A 23,672-nucleotide genomic window follows, 5' to 3' on the forward strand; every position below is an offset into this window, starting at 1 on the left:
AGATTTATGGATTTTGCATCCTTCGCAGGAATCATATCCGGTATTTCCCTGATTTTGACCGCCATGTTCATGGGCGGCGAAATGGGGAGCTTTTTAAATATCCCGGGTATCATGATTGTTTTTGGCGGAACGATTGCGGCCACCTTGCTGACTTTCCAGATCAGCGACGTTGCCTCTGCCTGGAAAGCCGCCGCCATTGTTTTTCGTGAAGACAAGGAAGACCCTAACGTCATGGTTTCCACGATGGTGGAATTGTGTACGCTGAGCCGACGCCAGGGCATTGTAGCGCTGAGCAAGCTCGAATTCGAAGAGGACTTTCTCAAGAAGGCCTGCAACCTGATCGCCGACGGCTCCAAAGAAGATTTGATGCGCGATACCCTGACCATTGAGATCGACTCAATGAAGCAACGCCATTTTATTATTCAGGATATCTTCAAAAAAATGGCCGCCTACTCACCCGCCTTTGGGATGATAGGAACGCTGATCGGATTGATCCAGATGCTCACCAAATTATCCGACCCGGAAACCGTCGGGCCGAATATGGCGGTCGCATTGCTGACGACCTTTTACGGAATGATTCTGGCCACGCTCATCTTCAACCCCATTGCGGGTAAACTGCGAGCCAGAACGATGCTGGAAGTGATCAATCTTGAAATCATATTTGAAGGGGCGATTTCTATCCTGTCGGATAACAACCCCATGCTGGTATACGAAAAATTGTCATCCTATATCCCTGCTAAACTGCGCAAGCCGATGCAGAGAAAAATGATGAAGAAGTAACAATCCATTCAGGTCTCGGCTGACAAGCCGATATCGCATCCACAGACTCCGGGTCTCGGCGCATGGCTAGAGAAAACGTCGAATTAATCAAAGAGCAACTCCGCGCAAAAACCCGCGAGCTGAACAAACTCACCTCAAAGCAATCCAAAAAAGAAGAAAAGTACCAGCACCTCATCGAAGTCAGTAAACAAAAAATTGACGAGATGAAAAAGGAGCTGGACGATAAAGACCAGCAAATCAAAAAAACCGAAGGCATGGGCGGAGGAGGAGGATTTTCATTTTCCAGTTCCGCTTCGCTCGGCGACATAAGCGACGATAGCGACGATGCGCCTACCGTGGTTGAAAAAGAAGTCATTGTCCAGGACCCCAAACTGGTCAAAGCCCTCAACAAATTGCGCAAAAAAAACAGCCAGCTCGAAATGGAGGTTGAATCGCACCAATCCGAAAAGGCCAAGCTGGAAAAACAGCGCACTCTGCTGACCAAGGAAATCAAACGGGTTCGAAAGCAACCCGACATGATCAAGCAACTCAAAATTAAAGCCCGGGATATAGAGGAAAAAGCAAAGCTCAATCAAGATAAGTACATGAAGGTGATCGATGAGAAGGAGGAATTGATCAAGTCCTACGAAAGCGTCATCTTCGAAGCCGCCGGCGATGGAGCTAAATCCAAACTTCCTTCTGAAATCATCCGCGAACTTAAAGACGAACTCGAAGAACTACGACACGACAAAGAACGACTGGAAAACGAATTATTCGAAACCAAAAAGCAATTCGACAGAAAACTTTCTGAAAAAATCAAAGCCCTTGAAGAAGAATGGGGAGAGAAACTCAAAAAGCTTCGTAAGGAAAAAGCCAAATTGTCAGGGGAAATTTTCGACGAACCCACCGATTCCTGGATGATCACCTACGCCGACATGGTGACTCTGCTTTTGACGTTTTTTATCCTGTATTATTCGATCGCATCAGTCAATATGCAGAAGTTCAAAGAAGCCATTATAGGGGAGGAAAACGCCAGTATCGGACTTCTGGAATTACTCGACAGCGCCGAAATTAAAGAGTCAATTCAGAATTTGACAGGAATGAAATCAAACGATATATTAAATGAAATTAATGAGGCGGTAGAAGAAACTGAGCTTAACGTAGACACGAGTACATCCAAAATTGTTGTGAGAGTGCCCGGTAGCACCCTGTTTGCCACGGGCGGGGCCGATTTGACAAAAGCAGCATTACCCGTATTGGACGAGGTGATCCGAATCACCAAAAAATATCCTAACTATAAAATTCACATTCAAGGACATACCGATGACGAGCCTATTTCCACCGAGCGGTTCCCGACCAATTGGGAGTTATCCGCGGCTCGCGCGACTGCAGTCCTGAGATATTTTATCGACAAGGGTTCCGACGCAAAAAAACTGACAGCAACCGGCTACGCGGACACCTTTCCACTGGCCACAAATGATTCTGAACTAGGAAGAGCTAAAAACAGGAGGGTTGAATTTGTTCTGGAAAAAGAAAAAAAAGGATGAGGGTAAAAAACAGCTTTTCAAAATGCCGGCAGAAACACGGGGAGCTTTTCGCGTTTATCCATCCAGGGAAAACCCGGTTTACCTGAAAGTGAATAACACGAATCTGACGGCCGTTGATATCAGCGCCGGGGGAATTTCATTTGAAAATAAAAGTTTCAAAAAGAATGTCTCCTACGACATGCAAATCACCTTGCCTGCAACCGACAATGAGATCAACGCAAAAGTTGAAATACTCAAGATCGATGAAGGCAATATCTGTCGCGCTAAAATGGTCGATTTGAGCCCTCAGGATGAAGACGATATCCATCACTACATCCTGACGCGGCAAAAAGAAGAGCTGATAGAAAAAAAATATAAGTGACGTTTTCAGACGACGCGTCAGACTTGCCCCTGTCGCAGGACAGTCTAGAGGCCCAATGGTCGGCGCGCGATATTTCCATGATGAACGTCACGGAAGTATTCGCGCGCAAACCCGGAATCCTTAAGAAAGCCGAAGCGCAACTCACGCGTCTTAAAGAGTCCATTGAGATTGTATTGCCCGACTACGCGAGCGCCCTTCCCGCCGAAGCCAATATCCAAAAATGGCAAATCGCTCGCGGCGAAAATCACAAAAACTTCCCGTTCATTTCCCTCGACATTCCGCAATATTTTTCAAAAACAGAAATGTTCGCGTTCCGCACCCTGTTCTGGTGGGGGCACTATCTTGGCTTTGCATTGATACTCAAAGGCGAAAAACTTCCAGGCTACATCAAGCGCTTGACTGAATTGAAAAACGGGGATGAGTGGAAAGACGTTTACTTTTCCAGCGCGCAAACGCCTTGGGAATGGGGGCTTGAATCCTGCCAAAACGCGCAGGAAACAAGTAACGATAGCATCGAAGATATCGTAAGCAACATCCAGTATCTGAAGCTCTGCAGGGTTTTTCCCCTGGACGCTCCTGAATTCAATCAACTGGACTGGGCAAAAGAAGGCGCCACCTCTTTCAAAATCATGGCAGAGGTGGCGCGCTAATATTTTCGAATTTGGTCTACCCTCTTTAAAAAGAGCGAGACAAGCTTTAATTATAGTTCTGCTTGACCAAATACTCGGGAAGCGCCCATTCAACCTGATCGGAATCAATGTTGTAATGACCCAGCGCCCCGCAGAATGAGCAATACTCAACGCCCACATCGTAGTCCAATGTTACGGTATTGGATTTATGTTCACAAAAAACTTCTTTCTTCTCTACCGCATTTTCCGAACCCTCTTCATCAAACCAACCCTTGGAAATCGTCAAATCCTTCATCTAATCTTCCTCCTTCAATTGCTAAAAAATTGACCGGAAGTCGGCGTTTGAAAAGTAACAGTTAGACTACAGCTACGACTCCATTGTAACCACAAAAGATCAAAAATAAAAAACATTTTTTTCATGCGACTCTCCGCGCTTCTATCCCAGAGAGCGCAGATACTCATGAGAATACAATCCCGTGTCGTGCCCATCATTCCATGCAAACTGAATCGCGTACAAGCCTACGGAATTTATTTTGACCGGGCGAATCGTGTCTTTGATATCGCCCTCCTTGATTCTTTTTTCTCCCGTCCACTCGTCAATGCAATTCGCGCAAGGGCATTTCTCGCGCAACATCTTGACGTTGTAGACGGACTCGTGACCATCCGTCCAGGTGATGCCGAGCGTAGTCGGATCCACCTGCTTGATCGCCTTCGGCGATGGATAGTTCGAATCTACTTGTTGAGAAGTCGTCATCGCCGTCCTCTCTGGTTCAATATGTATTTCATGGACCTCACTCTTTCCACGCAAGTTCAAAATTACTATCGACCTCTTTCGAAGCCTGAACAATACTCAACTGAGAGGCAACCTGTCCGGCAAGTTCCTTGTAGGCTTTCGAAGCTGGAGACTCGCTATCGCTCAAAATGATGGGCAGACCGGAATCTCCGCCTTCCACCACGCCGCCAATGATCGGCACTTCGCCAAGGTATGGGATTTTGAACTTGTCCGCCATCTCCTTGCCGCCGCCAGAACGGAAAATATGGTGCTTCTTGTCGCAACCGTCGCAAACAAAATAGCTCATATTCTCAACGACACCCAGCAGAGGAACCTTTACCGATTGGAACATTTTCACGCCCTTTTCAGCGTCGATCAAACTCACCTTCTGCGGCGTCGTGACAATAACAGCGCCCGATAGCGGCGCGCGTTGCGTCAGGGTCAACTGAACGTCGCCGGTACCCGGAGGCATGTCAATGATGAGGTAATCCAACTCGCCCCATTCCACGTTTTGCAGGAATTGCTGAATGATGCCGCCCAGCATAGGGCCGCGCAACATCAAAGGCTGGCCTTCTTTCGACAAGAAAGCCGCAGACACCACTTTCATCCCATGCTTCTCATGTGGGAAAAATTTATTGTCGCTACCGCCTTTGGGAGGCGTGATCGGAATGCCCAGCATCTGCGGAATGCTCGGGCCGTAAATATCCGCATCCATCAAACCGACTTTTGCGCCGGTCAGATGCAAGGCCGCGGCCAGATTGACGCTCACTGTGGACTTGCCAACGCCGCCCTTGCCGCTCGCAACGGCAATGATGTTCTTGACGCCGGTCAGAATCGGCTGGCTGTGTTGAGAAGCACGAACCGATGCCGTCATATTGACAGACACTTCCTTCACGCCATCGATGGCCTGCACCTTGTCCTCGCATTCCTTCTTCAATTGTTCCTTAACAGGACAGGCAGGAGTCGTCAGTTCGACGTCAAATTTGACAACGCCGCTTGTGACGGACATGTTTTTAATAAAACCAAGACTCACAATATCTTTATGCAAATCGGGGTCTTTTACGGTTTTAAGAGCCGCAATTACCGACTCTTCTATTTTTTGATCAGACATAAATGGCTCCAAGGATATGGCACTCTTCCCAGCGGGTTATAAATACCAAGTTAGATGTTTCCAGGCATAAAAAGGTTTGGCTAAATTTCCAGAATGAATGAGGCGAGAGATTGCGGAGAAGCGTCTAAAACGCTAATCATTGATTTTACTTGCGTTGCAACCCCGTATATCGTATATAGTTAATTTCGCCATACAATATATGGTAAAAAAATCCACGTCATCCACATTGTGACACGCTCAAACGCATACAACAACCTATTCATTATCAATAGAATCAAAGAACCGGTATTGCAAGCCTCCACTCGAATATTTCTTTAGCAACGACCGATTTTGTTTAATTTTCTATCCCCAGACACACACTCATGAATGATGTAAAACTTTCCGATCTGCAGGAGGAACTCGAAAATCGTTTCCTCACCTACGCCCTGTCCACCATTGTCTCGCGTTCACTACCCGATGTGCGCGATGGTTTGAAACCCATTCACCGGCGAATTTTATACGCAATCGACCAAATGGGCGTCAGCGCGACCGCAAAACATGTCAAATCGGCAAAGATCATCGGTGAAGTTCTGGGTAAGTACCACCCGCATGGAGATGCTTCGACTTACGAATCCATGGTCCGCATGGCTCAGGATTTTGCCATGCGCTACCCGCTGGTCGAGGGAAAAGGAAATTTCGGCTCGGTCGACGGAGACCCGGCGGCGGCTTACCGTTACACGGAGGGGCGACTGACTCCGATCACCGCCTTCATGCTCGCGGACCTGAAAAAAGAAACCGTCGATTTCAAACTCAATTACGACAACACTCTCAAAGAACCTGTGGTCCTGCCCTCGCAGGTGCCCAATCTTCTGGTCAACGGCTCGTCTGGAATTGCCGTGGGAATGGCTTGCAGTTTTCCCAGCCACAACTTGAAGGAAATCAACAACGCCCTGATCGCTCTGATTGAAGACCCGGAGAAGACGGTTGCGCAATTGATGAAGCATGTCAAGGGACCCGACTTCCCAACCGGCGGCGTACTGCTCAGCAGTAAACAGGATATTCAATCCGCCTACGAACAAGGACTCGGGTCGCTCCGCGTTCGCGGGGAATGGACAGTCGAGTCGCTTCCCAAAGGCAAACAACAAATCGTCATCACCTCGATTCCTTACGGCATCAACAAATCCAAGCTCATCGAAAAAATCGCAGAGATCATCATCGCAAAAAAACTACCGGGATTGACCGATGTGCGCGATGAAAGCGATGAGAAAATCCGTATCATTCTGGAGACCAAAAGCTCCATCGATACGGACAAGATGGTCGCCTATATTCTCAAGCACACTGATTTTGAGACCAGCATCCAGATCAACTTCAATTGTCTGAATCCAGACGGCGAGCCGAAACGTCTGTCTCTCAAGGAAATTTTTCGTTATTTTCTCGACTTCAGAAAACAAGTCGTCACGCGCCGATTCGAGTATGAACTGCGTCTGCTTGAAAAACGACTGCATATCCTCATCGCCCTTGCAAAAATATTCAATCAACTCGATGAAGCGCTCAAGCTGATACGCAGTTCCAGTTCGCGCAAAGAAGCCCATGAAAAAATCAAAAATGCCTTTGATCTGGACGACGATCAAACCACTGCGATTCTTGAAATTCCGCTCTACCGCCTGGTCTCGCTCGAAATAGATAAAATCCTGGCCGAGCAAAAAGAAAAACAGGCGGAAAAGAAGCGCATCGAAGGCATCCTCAAATCCCCTGCAAAAGTATGGGCGGAGGTGCGTTCAGAGATTGAAATCATCAACGAAAAATTCGGAGACAAACGAAAAACAAAAATCAAAACGGACGACAGCATTGAATTCAACGCAGAGGATTTTGTTGAAGAGGAAGAAGCCTTCCTTGTGGTCAGCGCTTTGGGATGGTTGCGTAAAGTGAAATCCATGCCGGATGAAGCGACCCTGCGCTTCAAGGAAAACGATTCCCTGCTGGAAATCGTTCGCGCCAATTCCAAAGACATGATTGCATTTTTCACCAATCATGGCATGGTTTACGTGCAGAAGGCCTACCAGTTCCCCTATTCCAGAGGCGGTTTTGGAGATCCCATCCAAAATATTTTTAAATTTACCGACGGAGAAAAGCCCTTATTCATCTCAACTCTCGATGGTTCCGGCGCGGAAATCGCCAGCAAAGCCAAACCGGCGAAGAAAGATAAACAACAGTCCCTGGCCTTCGAAGAGAACTCCAATGTCAGCGAAGATCAATGTTTGACCGTATCGACCCAGGGCTATGGTTTCAGATTTTCTCTATCGCAAATCTCCGAGACCACTCGCGCCGGGCGCAAGTTTGCCAGCCTCAAATCCGGCGCCTTGTTAGCCGGCGTCACGCCGGTCAGTGGGGACTATGTCTTTCTCGCTTCAGAAAAAGGCAAGGGCATGATGATCCCGCTCGACGAAACGCCATTACTCACAGGCCCCGGAGCCGGAGTGCGTCTGATCAAATTGATCGACACCGAGTTAGCGGGCTTCAAATGCGTGACCGCAAAAAGTTCGGCGACGCTGGAACTGGATGGCGGCAAAACGAAAGAGATCAAAATGAACTCGGTTCCCGTCTACAGTCGCGGCAGTCAAGGCGTTGCCCTGTCCAAAAAATTAAAAATCCTGTCAATCCGTTAGAAAGTCATAGGAATGTCGAACACATACGATTCAAAAGATATTCAGGTTCTCGAAGGTCTCGAACCTGTACGCAAGCGACCGGGCATGTATATCGGCTCCACAACGAGTTCCGGCCTGCATCATCTGGTCTGGGAAATTCTGGACAATGCTGTTGACGAGGCCTTGAACGGACATTGCGACCAGATCGAGATCACTTTGGAAGACGACGGCGGCGTCACCATCAAAGACAACGGGCGCGGCATCCCCATTGACACTTTTCAAAAGTCAGGGAAGAGCGCAATGGAAGTCTTGTTCACCACCCTGCATTCCGGCGGCAAATTCGACGACGACGCCTACAAAGTATCAGGCGGTTTGCATGGCGTGGGTATGGCGGTGGTCTGCGCCTTGTCCGAAACGCTGGAGTCAACGTCGCGTCGCGACGGATTTGAATGGAGCCAAACTTATTCGCGCGGCAAGCCGACTGGAAAACTTGTCAAAGGAAAATCATCGCGCAATTACGGAACGACCATCCACTTCAAACCCGATCCGCAAATATTTCCAAAAATCGAATTCGCGCCCAAACTCATTCTCGAACGCGTGGAGGCCAAGGCATTTCTCAACAAGGGACTGAAAATTGTCTTCAATGAGAACGGTCAAACGCATACCTTCCAATACCCGGAGGGCATCAAGGATTATATCCGGCACCTGCTCAAGAACCAGTCCACGCTTTCGGACGACCCCTTCTATCTTGAAACAGAAAACAAAACCATGCGACTGGAAACCACTTTCATGTGGAGTTCCAAAACAGACACGCTCATTTTGTCTTACGCCAATTCAATACGCACGGCAGACGGCGGAACGCATGAAAATGGCTTCAGGAACGGCATCACCAAAGCCTTGCGAACCTACATTGAAAGAAGAAATCTTCTACCCAAGGGCGTGACCGGAATCACCGCCGACGACGTTAAAGAAGGTTTAACGGCGATCATCAATGTCTACCTGCAAGGCGACGTTGAATTTCAGGGCCAGACTAAAGGACGCTTGAACTCCGAAATCACTTCTCAAGTCGAGTCCTCAGTGAAGCATTCGCTGGAGCAAACGCTTCATGCGCATTCGACGCTCGGCGACACGATTGCAAACCGCGTCATCCTGTCCGCACAGGCCCGACTGGCCTCGCGCCTGGCGAAAGACGCGATTCATAGAAAAACCAACATCTCGCACCGCCTGAATCTTCCCGGAAAACTTTCCGACTGCGCGACAGTGGATCGCGATTCTGCCGAACTGTTCATTTGCGAAGGAGACTCTGCAGGCGGTTCCAGCAAACAGGCTCGAGATCGCAAGACTCAGGCCATCCTGCCCATTCGCGGAAAAATCCTCAATGTCGAAACCGCAACCTTGAGCAAAACGCTGAACAATAACGAAATCAAAAATATTATTTCAGCTCTGGGAACCGGCATCGAACCCAAATACGATTACGCCAAACTCCGCTACGGCAAGGTCATCATCATGACAGACGCCGATGTCGACGGCGCGCACATCTGCGCCCTGCTCCTGACATTCTTCTACCGTCATATGCCGCAGTTGATTGCGAACGGCCATCTCTACATTGCGCAACCGCCCCTCTACCGCATCGACGCGGGTAAAAAGGTGATGTACGCCGTCGACGATGAGGAAAGAGACGCCATCGTTGAAAAACTGAATGGTGCTGCTTACGAAATCGGCCGATTCAAGGGGCTTGGAGAAATGCCCTCTTCCGACCTCAAACAAACCACGATGGATAAAAAGAACCGTTCCTTGATTCAGGTAAAAATCCGTAACGCCGAGGAAACTAATCAGGCCTTTGTCGATTTAATGGGGAAAGACGCCGAACCTCGCTTCAAGTTCATTACAGAACGCGCTCTCGACGTGAAGGACCTCGACATCTGAATAGCCTCCAGGGCCTTAACCGGTAATTTTATCAATAAGTTCCCCTCTCGATTCCATTCCCAAAGCGCTTGTTTTTCCCCTATCAAAAGAGTAGTCTATATGGTAATCCGTTGTAACTTATAAACGGGACGTTATCAGAAATTTTGCTTTTTCCAAATTCAAAAGAAGACTGGCATTCTGGTAAGGAAGAATTTGATATACGGGTTCATCAGAATAGAAAAAACATCAGAGTGGTGAAATTTGTCAGCAAGCGATTAGAAACGGAATGACCACATTGTAACAGGTCGGGATCATCAGGATTTTTAGAGGGGACTGTGATTTATAACAACCCCAGTCCACTTAAAGCGTTTAACTTTTCAATTTTTCAAACATCAATTCATAGCAACTATTATTATGCAAGGACAACCTCAAGGTTCCATAGAAGAAGCGGCGTCCGCATCTGAAATCATCAAGAATTTAGCGGCCACCCTGCAGAATAATACCGAGAACCGGGATTTCATGGAAGTTTTAGCCTGCGATCTGAAAAAAGTTTTCAGTTGCAACCATATTTCCCTCTACGGCGTCGACCGCGTCAATCGCCGCCTGTTCAGCCCAATCAGCGATGGCATTGAAAGTGAAACCAAAAGTTATATTGATATCTCACCCAAAAAACTCATCGGCTATGTGGCGATCACTGGAAAACCTGTCCTGCTTCAAAATGCATACTCCGAAACAGCTCTCTCAAAATTACATTCTCAACTAACGCCGGGCTCATCCATTGAAGAAGCGTTGGATACCAAATCACAATCGGTCATGGCTTTGCCTTTGCCCGCAAATAGAAAACTGGTAGGCATTCTGGAAATCATTTCAACCCAGGATGACAAAATTTTTGATGAGAACGATCTGAAAGTCGCGCGCGATATATCCCCGATTCTCGGTCAGTACATTCATTCCCTGGATCGACGGAAAGATTCGACGCCGGAAGAACAGTTGCACCGCATTTCACAGGTGATCCATTCCGCAAAACATGTCGACGATATTCTGATTGAGGTTAAGAACTCTATCCTCGACTTGTTTGAGGCCGACGTCATCACGATTTACGCCGTCGATTCGGCAAATAACGAAATTTATTCCAAAGTTAAATCCGGCGATCGTATCGACAAAATACGGGTTCCCATTTCTCCCGTAAGCATCGCTGGATGGGTGGCGATGAGTCAAAAAAGCGTCAACATCAAAAACGTCTACGACGCTGAAGAAATCAAAACCTATCACGAAGATATTGTTTTCGACGATTCATGGGATAAGAAAACCGGATACCAAACCAATTCCATGCTCTCCTGCCCCATGCTGAAGGGCACGGAACTGATGGGAGTGCTCCAGCTCATTAACAAAAAAGATGGAGGTCCCTTCACAGAAGCGGATGAGAAGAACGCCAAAATCATTTCAGAAACTCTGGCGCTGGCCTTTCACAACTACAGTAAATACGTCCCGGAAACGCCAACCAAGTTCAGTTATCTGGTGAACGAAGGAATCATTTCTGCAGAGGAATTGAAGGAAGCGATTTTAAAATCGAGAAAATCTCAAATCGACGTCGAAAATATTCTATTGAATGATTTTAAAATCAAGCGATCCGACCTCGGTAAATCGCTGGAGACCTTTCACAACCTTCCCTATTTCACATACAGCGATACGGTGGTTTTGCCAGGAGAAGTTTTCACCGGTTTGAACAAAAATTTCCTTCTGAAAAACTTTTGGACTCCGCTTCAAAAGGAAGGCGACAAGATCACTATCCTGATCAACAGCCCGGACAAGCAAGACACCATCAACAACATCAAACTCATCTTTTCCCGCAAACAAATCGAGTTCAAGGTTGGCTTGAAGATCGACATCTACGATTACCTCAATTCCAGCCTGGGCTATGACGAAAGTATTTCGACGCCGGAAACAGAGGGCATGTCTTCTCTGCTTAGCGCACTGAAAGATGAATCCGGAGCGGAACTGGAATCAGCGCCGGACAACGACGAGTCCAATATGATCAGCGAAACGGACAGCACCATCGTCCGACTCGTTAATAAAATACTCATCGACGCTTATGATCGAGGCGTGTCAGACATTCACATTGAGCCGGGACTGAACAAGGATCCCATCACGGTGCGTTTCCGCAAAGATGGTGAATGCTCGATTTACGAAGAAATCCCTTACCTCTTCAAACATGCTGTGTTGTCCCGAATCAAGATCATGTCCAAGCTGGACATTGCCGAGCGCCGCATGCCGCAGGATGGGAAAATTCGCATGAAGTACGGCCCCAAAGATATTGAATACCGCGTCGCCACCTGCCCGACCGTGGGCGGCAACGAGGATGCGGTGCTTCGTATTCTGGCGGCGAGCAAACCGATCCCTCTCGATAAGATGAATTTCAACGATCGTAACTACGCGAAGCTTATTGACAAGATCGTCAAACCTTATGGCTTGATCCTGGTCGTAGGACCCACCGGTTCGGGTAAAACTACAACGCTACACTCGGCGCTTGGCTACATCAACAAACCGGGCAAAAAAATATGGACGGCTGAAGACCCGGTGGAAATCACGCAACGGGGTTTGCGGCAGGTTCAGATGCTCAACAAAATTGGTCTGGACTTTGCGCGCGCCATGAAATCATTTTTACGCGGCGATCCCGACGTCATCATGGTCGGTGAAATGCGCGACGCCGAAACCTGTTCGATCGGTTTGGAAGCGTCCCTGACAGGGCATTTGGTTTTCAGCACCCTGCACACCAACTCGGCGCCGGAAACCATCACCCGACTGCTCGATATGGGAATGAATCCTCTCAATTTCGCCGACGCCTTATTATTGATCGTCGCCCAGCGTCTGGTCCGCACACTCTGCAAGAACTGCAAGGAAGACTATCATCCATCGCGCGAAGAATTCGATACTCTTGTCCGTGAGTACGGCGAAAAGGACTTTCAAAAACTCGGTATCGAGTATACCGACGACCTGATGCTGAAAGGCCCCAAAGGTTGTGAGAAATGCGGCGATAGCGGTTATGCAGGTCGAACAGGTATCCATGAACTGCTGGAAGGAACCAACGATATGAAGCGGATGGTCATGCAACAGAGCATGGTCGAGCAACTGCGCGAACAGGCGATTAAAGACGGCATGACCACCCTGAAACAGGATGGCATCCTGAAAATATTCAAGGGCGATTGTGATTTAAAACAGGTCCTAGCGGTTTGTATCGTCTAACCCAGTAAGAACAAGGCCGAATGAGCCGCCCCCTTCCTGGCTCTCAGGACTCGCCATGAAACTCAGCAGAATAATAATTCCATGACTTCCCTTGCCATATATTTTTCAGCCGCAATGGCTGAGATTGGCGGATGCTTCGCATTCTGGGCCTGGTTGCGTTTGGGAAAAACCGCGTACTGGCTGATTCCCGGCATCGCCTTGCTCGCCTTGTTTGCGTTTCTACTCACTCAACTTCAATCGGAATTTGCAGGCAGAACCTACGCCGCTTACGGAGGGGTTTACATCCTTGCGTCTTTACTATGGCTATGGGCTGTGGAGGGACAGACACCTGATCGCTGGGATACGCTGGGGGCTGTGGTATCTGTCGCCGGAGCGGTCATCATTTTCTACGGACCGAGAACGACGGTTTAATTGAGCGTCAAGCCGCAGATCCGATATTCGATTTATAATCTCCCAGCCAGGCATCCAGACTCGCCAGAGCATTCTTCGCGATCTTTTCGTTGCGCAATTGCTTGTTTTTGACCTTCATTTCGGGCACCAGAAACAAACCGTAATTGATATTCATCGGCTGGAATTTCCCGCCATCCTGTTTGGAAAGATAGTTGATCAACGAGCCAAGAGCCGTGTCGCCAGGAGGCGGCTGATACTTGCCATTTTGCATTTTTTTAACAGCGCTCAAGGCCGCCAGAGCGCCCATCGCCGTCGACTCCACATAACCTTCAACGCCGATGATCTGCCCGGCAAAATACAAGCCCGGTTTACTTTTCAAATCCAACTCGCGGGTCAATAAACTCGGCGCGTTGATAAAGGTGTTGCGGTGAATCGCCCCGAGTCGGAAGAACTCCGCGTTTTCCATACCAGGGATCATGCGAAAAACGCGCTTTTGTTCCGGGTAAGTCAGTTTGGTTTGAAAACCCACCATATTGAACGCCGTGCCTTCCAGATTCTCATGCCGCAACTGAACCACCGCATGCGCGATCTCTCCCGTCCCGGGAATCGGCAGGCCCACCGGCTTCATCGGTCCAAACGCCAGCGTCTGATCTCCGCGCAGAGCCAGTTCTTCAACCGGCATGCAACCTTCAAAGTAGATGGGTTTTTCAAACGGCTGAAGCGGAACCTTGTTGGAGCTTTTCAATTCCTGCACCAGGGCCAGATATTGTTCTTTATTCAAGGGACAGTTCAGGTAGTCTGCGTCGCCCTTATTGTAACGGGAAGCAAAAAACGCTTTGTCGTAATCAATGGTGCTGGCATCGACAATGGGTGAAATCGCGTCGTAGAAATACAGGTATTCCTGGCCAATGAGCCGGGAGATGCTATCCGACAAACGCGGCGACGTTAAAGGCCCCGTCGCAATAATGACAGGCCCTTCTTCAGGGATTTCATCCACCTCTTCCCGCTTCAATGTAATGTTCGGATGATTTTCCAGCTTGCGAGTGATCGCGGCTGAGAACAAATCGCGATCCACCGCCAGAGCCGCTCCAGCAGGAACAGCAAATTCATCAGCGCAGGCAATGATCAGGGAGTTCAGGCGGCGCAATTCTTCCTTCAAGATATATGGCGCGGCATTGGGCTGATTGGCGCCCATGGAGTTACTGCACACTAACTCGGCGCAAAACTGCGTCTTGTGAACCGGCGTGGGATTGACCGGTCGCATTTCATAAAGAACCACCGGGATGCCGCACTCTGCCGCCTGCCAAGCCGCTTCGGAACCGGCCAGTCCGGCGCCGACGACGGTTAAATGATCTTTCATCGTTAGGCCGCGTTGTCTTTTTTAAATTTGCATTTAGGGCAAATGATCGACGCCCCTTCATTTTTCTTCCATTTTTCCACCAGGAAGGGATTTTCACATTCCGGACAAGGTTCGGGAACCGGTTTGTCCCAGGAAGTGAAGGTGCAATTGGGGTATTCGCTACAGCCGTAAAACGTGCGTCCCTTTTTGGAGCGACGCGAAGAAATATAGCCTTTGCAATCCGCTTCCGGGCAGTCGATGCCTAAACTGATAGGTTTGGTGAATTTGCAATCCGGGTAAGTCGAGCAGGCTATGAATTTACCAAATCTCCCCATCTTGATGACCAGCGGAGACTGGCATTTGTCGCACACGCCCTCCACCTCTTCAGCCGGAGCGCCTGCCGGGTCGCCATCGCTTCCAACCTCCCGGGTATTTTTGCAATCGGGATAACCGGAGCAGGCCTGAAACTTGCCAAAACGCCCCCATTTGATAATCATGGGCTTGTCGCATTTGTCGCAATTCTCGCCGGTCTCTTCGATCTCACCCTTGATATCGCGCATTTTCTCTTCGGCTTTTTCCAAATCCACTTTGAAGGGGGTGTAAAAAGTCTTGAGCGCGGACACCCAGGCCACTTTGCCCTCTTCAATCTGATCGAGTTGATCCTCCATCTTCGCGGTGAACTCTGTCGACATGATGTCTGGAAAATTCTCTACCAGCAGATCGGAAACCAGAGTCCCCAACTCCGAAGGTTGCAATCGCCTTTCCTCTGACCGGACATAATCGCGATCCTTGATAACGCTGATGATCGAAGCATAGGTACTCGGACGCCCCACGCCTTTTTCCTCCAGCTCTTTCACGAGCATGGCTTCTGTGAAACGCGGCGGCGGTTGCGTGAAATGTTGTTCGGGATTGGTCTTCAAAACTTTGAGAACTTCTCCTTTGGCGATATCGGGCAAAATACGGTCATTGCCCGACCCAGAATCAGGCAGGGTATTGTCCTCGCCTTCGACATAGACTTTCATGAAACCTGCAAATTTCATCACCGAACCGTTACTGCGAAACAGATACGACCCTGCTTTGATATCAAATTGCGTGGTGTCCATGATCGCCGGAGACATCTGACTGGACACAAAACGCAACCAGATCAGTTCGTACAATCGGAGCAGATCAGATTCCAGATACTCCTTGATCTCTTTAGGATCATGCGCCACATCCGTCGGTCGAATCGCTTCATGCGCTTCCTGAGCGGCTTTTTTGTTCTTGTACTGATTCGGCGTCGCAGGAAGGAATTCCTTGCCGTAACGCTCTTCAATATAGGAACGAACGCCGACAATCGCCTCGTCTGCAACTCGGGTGGAGTCGGTACGCATATAAGTGATGAGACCGATGGTTCCCTTCTTTCCCAAAGTGATGCCTTCGTACAAGCGTTGCGCCAGCATCATGGTTTTCTTGGGGGAAAAATTCAGCTTTCGCGACGCCTCCTGTTGCAAACTACTGGTGATGAACGGAGCCGACGGGTTTCGTTTGCGCTCTTTTTTGACGACGCCCTCCAGAACAAAGGATGCGTTTTCGATAGCCTTCAGAACTACGTCGGTTTCTTCCTTATTATTCAGTTCCGCTTTTTCACCGTCAATTTTAAACAAGCGCGTCTGAAACTCCGGGTCTTTGGAACCTTTGACGTCCAGAATCAGGGTCCAGTATTCTTGGCTTTCAAAGCTCTGAATTTCTTTTTCCCGTTCGCAAACCAGTCGGAGCGCCACCGATTGCACGCGCCCTGCGCTCAAGCCCCGATGCACTTTCTTCCATAATATGGGGCTGATCTGATAACCCACCAGACGATCCAGAATGCGCCGGGCCTGTTGGGCGTTGACGAGATTCTCATTCAATTCCGTGGGGTTTTTGATCGCCTCAGAAACCGCTTTCTTTGTGATCTCGTTGAACAGAACCCGGTACACCTTACCTTTGTTGAATTTGCTGATTTCATTTCCGACATGATAGGCAATCGCCTCGCCTTCGCGATCAGGGTCAGGAGCCAGATAAATATCGCCGGCTTTTTTCGCCGCGGCTTTCAGTTCGCTGAGTATTTTTCCTTTACCGCGTATCGTGATGTACTGAGGGGAAAAATCATTATCAACATCGACGCCCAGCTTCTTTTTAGGAAGATCCTTCAAATGCCCAACGGATGCCTTAACAATGAAATTACTACCCAGTATTTTATTTAACGTTTTGACCTTGGTTGGGGACTCCACAATAACCAAGGATTTTAGGGGCCGTGCCATGTATTTCCCTCAGAAAATGATTCAACAAATAGCGGCGTACACATTTCCATCCAACTGCCGCACAACTCCTTTCAATTCAAGTTGCAACAGTGTAGCCGAAACTTCACCCGCTGACAATCCGCTGTTTTCAATTAAGCGATCTATATGCGATTCTTCGTTCATGAGCAGAGCGACCAGACTTTGCTCTTTTTCTGTGAATGCATGCTTCGATTCCAGAGTTGCGCCTTGTGGTTTCTGAGTCAACGCCTCCTGAACCTCAAAAGGCATTTCCTCCAGAATGGAATCGACCGAATTCACCAGTTTGGCCCCGGTCTGTATCAAAGCATTGGGACCGCGACTTTTAGGCGACGAAATATTTCCCGGCACGGCAAACACTTCGCGACCTTGCTCAACGGCGAATTGAGCGGTGATCAAAGCCCCACTCTTTTCACCCGCCTCGACAACAAGAGTTCCCAGGGACATGCCGCTGATAATACGGTTACGCGCCGGAAAATTGTTGCGCTCCGGACCCATCGTAACGGGAAACTCGGAAATCAACGCGCCATGCTCTAATAGCTGTTCTCTCAAACCGGAGTTCTCAGGTGGATAGGTTTGCGCCAGCCCACAACCAAAAACCGCCGCGGTTTTGCCTCCGGCCTTCAAAGCGGCGCGGTGCGCGCAGGTATCAATCCCCCGCGCAAATCCGCTCACAATTGAAAAGCCTTTGCTTGCCAGCGCCTGGCACAAATCATTCGTTACATGTTTGCCATAACTTGTTGGACTGCGAGCGCCGACGACGGCAATGGGAAAGGCCAGGCTTCTCAGGTCCAAACCCTGGCAATAGATGACCGGAGGCGGATCGTAGATGGATTTCAGCAAAGCCGGATATTCATCATCTTCCCATGTGATGATGCGACCGCCCAGTTTATCGACAAGAGAAAATTCACGCTCGGTCTTTCTCTCGACTTCAAAATTCAAAATCTCCTGCGCGGTTTTGGCTCCTATTCCTTCAACTTCAAGCAATTGATTGCGATTGGCGTAAAAAACCGCTTTAGGGGAACCCAAATGCGTCACCAAACGGCGGAACAAGGTTTTGCCAACACCCAAAACCATATTCAGAGCTATCCAATATCGCCTGGATTCCATAATCCCGCTGTTATGAAGGTTTAGTGCAAGGCTTCCAATCGGGCAACAGAAAGATTGAACTCGTAGACCGACGCATAATAGCCTTTCAAGACTCGCGTATAGATGATAAGCGCTTCAAACAAATCGCCGGAATCGCCAATCCCGAAATCATAGTTAGCCACTTCAGTGACCAGCAGAGTGCGGGTGATTTTTCGATTCTTCTTTGCCAAGAGCATGACATTTTTTGATTTAATAACAGAAATGAACGCTTTTTCCAATTCGAATCGGTCTGCAACCTTCTCTTTCTGATCGGCGAGGAATGCATCAAGCGAAACGAAGGGGAATGAAACGGGTTTGACCTTGGCTTCGGCCAGCACGCTTTGATCGCCGAACTGCCGTCCCAGAAGTTTTCCAAGCGAGAGTTTGGCGATTTGAATTTCAGCGGTCAGTTCATAGATGTCATTCAATGTACCCGCCAGACCCAGCTTCAACTTGGTGATATTCGACTGGGAGATGTCTTCATCGCCTTCGTCATACTTCTCTTCCGATTTTTGAACCGCTTTCTGAAAATGCTCTTTCACTTCCTCCGCAACTTCAAGTTGCTCTGCCTTCGATTGAATTTGAAAATAGAAATCCTTAACCATCAAAATGAGAGACGAGCGCGGCGTCTTGTCAGCATCCAGGGTCAAAGCCTGCTGAATGGCTTGTTCAAGCGTTGGGATTTCCTTCGCAACGGATTCCTTCGCGACGCTGGTTTCTTTCGCAGACGCGTCCAGAGTAGCGAACACAAAAAGGATAACAATAAGAAACGACATCCAACTTTGGCGTGTTGTTTGAGTATAACTTTTATCTAAAATCATAACTGAGATGGTGTTGAAGAGAGGGAGTGTTGAGACAGATGAGCAGGGTATGAAAAAAGGGCGCTGAACAATCCTGCAAAGAGATCTTGATGGCAACCAAGAGAATTCTTTTTAAGGATCTGCCGCTTGAAAGGCAAGTGTTCAGCGCCCCAGATGTGTAAAACGTTATCATATGGCTTCACTTTATGTCAATATTAATTTGGCCAAAACAGGGCAAAAACACAAGCCGTAGAATACAAAAAAAATCCTTATTTTTCAATTACTTACATGGGCATTATTATAATTCACATTCACCGCCCAAGGACTTTCAAACGAACGTCAAAACCCTAGGGAAATTGTTATTAATCAATCAGTTAAAAGCCAATCGCCATGAAGGGTACCGGAACAAAGGTGAGAGCAAAGATCAGGATACATAAGAGCCCTATTTTACGGTGAAACGGTGACAATTTTTGCTCAGCGAACACCAGCGGCGCAGGTTTGATGCCAGCGATAAGAATTAAAACAGCCCAAAACCACCAACCACTCCACAAAAACCCGAGCGGTATCAAAGCCAGGTAGCAAATCCTTGCCAGATACAGATATTTTTCAAAAAACAAAGCATACAGGATATGACCGCCATCCAACTGCCCCACAGGAATCAAATTCAGAGCCGTGATGAACATGCCTATCCAACCGGCAAAAGCGATCGGGTGCAGTTGAATGTCCACCTCGTTTGAAAACGGCGTCACGCCTAGAATGATCTTCGACAAAGCCGCCAGAATGATAGAGCCACCAAATGAAATCCCCTGGATGGCCTGTACCGTTGAAACCTCTGAAAGAGATAAACCGATCCATAAAGCGATTAAAGCGACGATGAAACCCGCGATGGGGCCGCTCGCGCCAATCTCCATAAGCACATCGCGGTCGGGGATCGGATCCTTGATCTGTATGAACGCTCCAAAAGTACCGGCAATAAACATGGGAGGCGCTGGCATGAAATACGGAAGCGATACCTTGACTCGATTGCGGCGCCCCGCCCAATAATGCCCGAATTCATGCGCGCCAAGAATGAGTAGCAAACTGATTGCGAAGAGCGCGCCGCCCGCCAGATACATGGTCAAAACAGTCGCGCACAACAAAGCGCTGAACACAAGCCACTGCTTTGTTCCGGGTGACTCAGGAATCTCCCGGACCTGGGAGGATGACGTGTCTGACGAAATGTCGTCGAATTGAGTCATTCAATCGGTCTATGCGTGAAGGAACGCGCGTTTTCGCCGGAATATTGAGCTACGGTCTGCCCCTTGCCGCGTAACTGATACTTGTAGATAATCAGCCCTTCAAGCCCGACAGGTCCGCGCGCGTGTGTCTTATTCGTGCTGATCCCAATTTCGGCGCCCAATCCGTAGCGGAAACCGTCGGCAAAGCGCGTCGATGCGTTCCACATCACGCTGGCGGAGTCCACTTTTTCCATAAACTTTTCAGCCGAGGACTCATTCTCCGTAATAATCACGTCGGTGTGACCCGATCCATGGCAGTTGATGAAATCAATCGCGTCGTCCAGACTATCGACAACTTTGATGGATAATTTCAATCCCGTGTACTCCGTATCCCAGTCTTCAGGACGGCAGGCGGCTATCCCTGCTTTCTGCGCGCGTTCGCACCCCACCAGTTCCACGCCTTTTTCTTTAAAGCGGGTTACAAGCTCTGGTAGCAGACTCTCTGCTTTGGACGAATGAATCAACAAATTTTCGATGGCGTTACACGCGGCTGGATATTGCAGTTTTGAATCCAGAACAATCTCGATGGCTTTGGAATCATCTGCTTCCGAGTCGATAAATGCATGACAGATGCCTTCTGAGTGTCCCAAAACCGGAATTTTCGTATTCTCCTGTATATAGCGGACAAAATCGTTACTGCCGCGCGGGACAATCAGGTTGATACAGGCATCCTGTTTCAGTAATTCTTCAACCTCAGAGCGTGTTTCAATCAACTGAACCGCGTCTTCCGGCATATCAGATACAGATCGAATCGCCTGTTGAAGCAAAGAGCCAATGATTTTATTGGAATTTTGCGCTTCCCTGCCGCCCTTGAGGATCACCGCGTTGCCCGATTTGAATCCCAAAGAGGCGATTTGCGGAACCGCGTCGGGGCGCGATTCAAAAATAGCCGCGATCACCCCGATCGGGCAAGTCAGACGGGTCAGGATCAAGCCCTCGTCCAGTTCCATGGCGTTCAATTTCAAACCAACGGGATCAGGCAGAGCCGCGACGCTACGGATTCCCTGCGCCATTCCCCTGATTTTTCCTTCGCTCAATTCGAGCCGGGAAATCAGAGGCGCTTCTATATTTTCCTGGCGAGCCCAATCGAGGTCTTTCTCATTCGCTTCCAGAATTGCGGGAATATGATTTTCGATGGAACAGGCCATCGACTCCAGCACCTGATTTTTTTGAGTAGAGCTGAGACGCGCCATTTTCAACGCCGCTTGTTGAGCCGCTTTCGCGATACCTTCAACCGTTTGATCATTCATAGGGGAACTGTTTCTATTATCGTGTGATTATGCAACGAACCGGCGGCGTCGCCTCCGGATCAGAATTGATTCAAGGTTAACAAAGAGTGGGAGAAAAATCTTTAGAAAATCAGGGGAAATTATGCACCGTACTGACAACAGACAGGCCATCCTGCATCCAGCCAATATTCTCGTTACCGGCGACCGTTTCTATCGTTCCGTCCGTATTGATGCGCCGCACCTTGTTATTATCACGGTCGGTAAAATAAAGATTCCCGCTATCATCCAGAGCCAAGCGGTAGGGACCCTTCAGGCGAGCCTGCGTCGCAGGGCCGCCATCGCCGCTATGCCCCGCTTCGCCAATACCGGCGACCAAAACGACATTACCATCGACGTCGATTTTTCGTATGTAATTGGATTGTTCCTCAGCGAAATACAACTCACCTTTGGGCGAATAGACCAGTCCGCCTGGAGAACGCACTCCAGCTTGCAAAGCCGGGCCGCCGTTGCCGCTGTCTGAAAAATCCCCGTTTCCCGCGACCGTTATGAATTGAGGGCCAGCAGTGATGCGCCGGATTTTGCTACTCCCGGCATCAGAGACATAGAGTTCCCCATTGGCGCCAACCGCCAGTCCATTGGGGTGCACTTCGGCCCCCAGCTTTTCAAACTGGTCTTTTGTGACGCTGGTGATGACGCCATTCAGATCTATTTTTCGGATATCATTATTAATAAAGTCGGAGACGTAGACGCGACCCTCTTCATCTGCAACGATATCGGAAATGGAGTGAAAGGACGCCTCGGTGGCGGGACCGCCATCGCCTCGCTTGCCCTGCATTCCATTTCCGGCAAAATGAGTGATGATGCCATCCGAATCTATTTTACGAATGATCCAGCCGTTTCCAGAGCGACTCGCAAAATAAATCCGATCCTTTCCGTCTATGGCCATCTGCGATGGAAGGAACAGAGCCGCGTCGAGAGCAGGTCCGCCATTGCCCTCATTTCCAAGCGATCCATTGCCTGCAAATGTGGAGATATAACCATTCTTGTCAATTTTTCGAATGCGGTTATGCTGTTTGTCGGCAAACAGGACATTGCCTTTTGAATCGATTACGATCCCGGAAGGAGAATCCAGGGTCGCCCCGGTTCCAGGACCTCCATCTCCTTTGAAAAGAGATTCCCCATTGCCGGCAATGGTGGCAACGCTTTGCCGCTTCAAATCGATGCTACGGACCCTGAAATTGGATCGGTCGGCGATCAATAAACGTTGCCCCCTGTCGATACTTATCATCAAGGGTAAATACAAGTTGGTCTCAGGGCCGATTTCGAGATCGCCATTATAGTCCGGCTTGCCCGTTCCCATGAATGTGGTGATGACGCCGTTCGTATCAACCTTGCGGATTCGATTGTTGTTGCGGTCGGCGATATAGACGACGCCGTCGTCTGCGACTGCGACATCGGTGGGAAACGCCAGACTGGACTGAAATGCAGGCCCATAGTCGCCGCTGAAAGAATGCGAGCCATCTCCTGCAAAAGTGGTAATGATCCCCTTCGAATCGACCTTGCGCACCCGGTTGTTGCCCCGATCAGCGATATACAAATTGTCGCTGGAATCGACTTCGATCCCAAAAGGATATTTCAGGAGAGCGTCCGTCGCCGGTCCATAATCGCCTCCAAAATCAGCAACTCCCAGCCCCACAACGGTTTTTATATTACCAAGATGGTCCACACGTCGGATGCGATTGTTCGAACGATCGGCGATGAACAAATTGCCGTCTTTATCGACAGCAACGTCAGAAGGAAAATTCAACTGCGCCAGTAAAGCCGAGCCGCCATCACCGCCAAAGCCCGCCTCGCCGGAACCGGCGACCGTCGTGATGATGCCCTTTGTATCGATTTTTCGAACACGGTGGTTGTTTCTATCCGCAATATAAAGATTTCCGGCCTTGTCAAAAGTCAGGCCCGCAGGGAAATTTAACTCCGCCTTGATCGCAGGGCCGTTATCCCCTGCGAAGCCTGCGCGACCGCTCCCGGCAACGGTAGAAATAATACCGTTAGCATCGACTCTGCGTATTCGGTTCTTGGAACGATGGGAAATATAAACCTGACCGACTGCATCCACGGCGATGCCGTCTACCAGCGTCAACGGCGCATGGGTCGCCAGCTTGCCATCCATGACGTCAGGCAAGTTATGAGAAGGAATCGGACTGGAATATGAAAATGAGGGAAGGAATAAAACGACAAACAAGAAGGGCCACAGCAACATC

At 49.0% G+C, this 23,672-nt stretch carries 18 protein-coding genes; 8 read left to right on the forward strand and 10 right to left on the reverse strand.

What is annotated here, in order from left to right:
* Positions 1-6 precede the first annotated feature (6 nt).
* The 4 genes from G3M78_11860 (at position 7) to G3M78_11875 (ending at position 3,317) form a co-directional block, all read left to right on the forward strand.
* Positions 7-780: a motility protein A gene (locus G3M78_11860; GenBank protein ID QPJ66051.1), complete on the forward strand. Its 774-nt coding sequence runs from the start codon at positions 7-9 to the stop codon at positions 778-780.
* 62 nt (positions 781-842) lie between these two features.
* Positions 843-2,306 carry an OmpA family protein gene (locus G3M78_11865; protein ID QPJ66052.1) on the forward strand — a complete coding sequence of 488 codons (1,464 nt, stop codon included), beginning with the start codon at positions 843-845 and terminating at the stop codon, positions 2,304-2,306.
* Between the two features lie 22 nt (positions 2,307-2,328).
* A complete protein-coding gene (locus G3M78_11870) occupies positions 2,329-2,667 on the forward strand; it encodes a PilZ domain-containing protein (protein ID QPJ66053.1) in 339 nt (112 codons plus the stop codon).
* A complete protein-coding gene (locus tag G3M78_11875) occupies positions 2,664-3,317 on the forward strand; it encodes a hypothetical protein (GenBank protein QPJ66054.1) in 654 nt (217 codons plus the stop codon). The genes G3M78_11870 and G3M78_11875 overlap by 4 nt, the downstream gene beginning before the upstream one ends.
* A 46-nt stretch (positions 3,318-3,363) precedes the next feature.
* Here G3M78_11875 and G3M78_11880 read toward each other — a convergent pair whose 3' ends face one another.
* From G3M78_11880 to G3M78_11890, 3 genes are all read right to left on the reverse strand, one after another.
* Positions 3,364-3,576 (reverse strand): hypothetical protein, encoded by a 213-nt coding sequence (locus tag G3M78_11880; GenBank protein QPJ66846.1) that lies wholly within the window; start codon positions 3,574-3,576, stop codon positions 3,364-3,366.
* A gap of 156 nt (positions 3,577-3,732) precedes the next feature.
* Positions 3,733-4,050 (reverse strand): DUF971 domain-containing protein, encoded by a 318-nt coding sequence (locus G3M78_11885; protein ID QPJ66055.1) that lies wholly within the window; start codon positions 4,048-4,050, stop codon positions 3,733-3,735.
* A gap of 37 nt (positions 4,051-4,087) precedes the next feature.
* Entirely contained in the window at positions 4,088-5,179 is a 1,092-nt protein-coding gene (locus G3M78_11890) for an Mrp/NBP35 family ATP-binding protein (GenBank protein QPJ66056.1), read from the reverse strand.
* A 362-nt stretch (positions 5,180-5,541) separates the two neighbouring features.
* Between G3M78_11890 and G3M78_11895 the strand changes: the two genes are divergently transcribed.
* From G3M78_11895 to G3M78_11910, 4 genes are all read left to right on the forward strand, one after another.
* The gene (locus G3M78_11895) at positions 5,542-7,824 is read left to right on the forward strand and encodes a DNA topoisomerase 4 subunit A (protein QPJ66057.1); all 2,283 of its coding nucleotides are present in this window, start codon (positions 5,542-5,544) and stop codon (positions 7,822-7,824) included.
* Between the two features lie 12 nt (positions 7,825-7,836).
* Positions 7,837-9,729: a DNA gyrase subunit B gene (locus G3M78_11900; GenBank protein ID QPJ66058.1), complete on the forward strand. Its 1,893-nt coding sequence runs from the start codon at positions 7,837-7,839 to the stop codon at positions 9,727-9,729.
* A gap of 792 nt (positions 9,730-10,521) precedes the next feature.
* Complete coding sequence (locus tag G3M78_11905; GenBank protein ID QPJ66847.1) at positions 10,522-12,951, forward strand: GspE/PulE family protein; 2,430 nt, start codon at positions 10,522-10,524, stop codon at positions 12,949-12,951.
* A gap of 81 nt (positions 12,952-13,032) precedes the next feature.
* On the forward strand, positions 13,033-13,362 hold the full coding sequence (locus G3M78_11910) for a YnfA family protein (protein ID QPJ66059.1): 330 nt from the start codon (positions 13,033-13,035) through the stop codon (positions 13,360-13,362).
* 7 nt (positions 13,363-13,369) lie between these two features.
* Here the strand turns inward: G3M78_11910 and G3M78_11915 are convergent, their stop codons facing one another.
* From G3M78_11915 to G3M78_11945, 7 genes are all read right to left on the reverse strand, one after another.
* Positions 13,370-14,701 carry a methylenetetrahydrofolate--tRNA-(uracil(54)-C(5))-methyltransferase (FADH(2)-oxidizing) TrmFO gene (locus G3M78_11915; GenBank protein ID QPJ66060.1) on the reverse strand — a complete coding sequence of 444 codons (1,332 nt, stop codon included), beginning with the start codon at positions 14,699-14,701 and terminating at the stop codon, positions 13,370-13,372.
* A 2-nt stretch (positions 14,702-14,703) separates the two neighbouring features.
* Positions 14,704-16,959, reverse strand: coding sequence for a type I DNA topoisomerase (gene topA, locus G3M78_11920; GenBank protein ID QPJ66061.1), 2,256 nt, complete (start codon positions 16,957-16,959; stop codon positions 14,704-14,706).
* A 21-nt stretch (positions 16,960-16,980) separates the two neighbouring features.
* On the reverse strand, positions 16,981-18,051 hold the full coding sequence (gene dprA, locus G3M78_11925; GenBank protein QPJ66062.1) for a DNA-protecting protein DprA: 1,071 nt from the start codon (positions 18,049-18,051) through the stop codon (positions 16,981-16,983).
* Between the two features lie 53 nt (positions 18,052-18,104).
* Positions 18,105-18,878, reverse strand: a complete 774-nt coding sequence (locus G3M78_11930) for a TolC family protein (GenBank protein QPJ66063.1) — start codon at positions 18,876-18,878, stop codon at positions 18,105-18,107.
* A 398-nt stretch (positions 18,879-19,276) separates the two neighbouring features.
* Positions 19,277-20,140, reverse strand: a complete 864-nt coding sequence (locus tag G3M78_11935) for a site-2 protease family protein (GenBank protein ID QPJ66064.1) — start codon at positions 20,138-20,140, stop codon at positions 19,277-19,279.
* Entirely contained in the window at positions 20,137-21,429 is a 1,293-nt protein-coding gene (locus tag G3M78_11940) for a glutamate-5-semialdehyde dehydrogenase (GenBank protein QPJ66065.1), read from the reverse strand. Before G3M78_11940 ends, G3M78_11935 begins: the two co-directional genes overlap by 4 nt.
* 109 nt (positions 21,430-21,538) lie before the next feature.
* Positions 21,539-23,671, reverse strand: coding sequence for a hypothetical protein (locus G3M78_11945; GenBank protein ID QPJ66848.1), 2,133 nt, complete (start codon positions 23,669-23,671; stop codon positions 21,539-21,541).
* Between the last annotated feature and the right edge of the window lies 1 nt (position 23,672).

The organism is Candidatus Nitrohelix vancouverensis (assembly GCA_015698305.1).
Taxonomy (GTDB): Bacteria; Nitrospinota; Nitrospinia; order Nitrospinales; family VA-1; genus Nitrohelix; species Nitrohelix vancouverensis.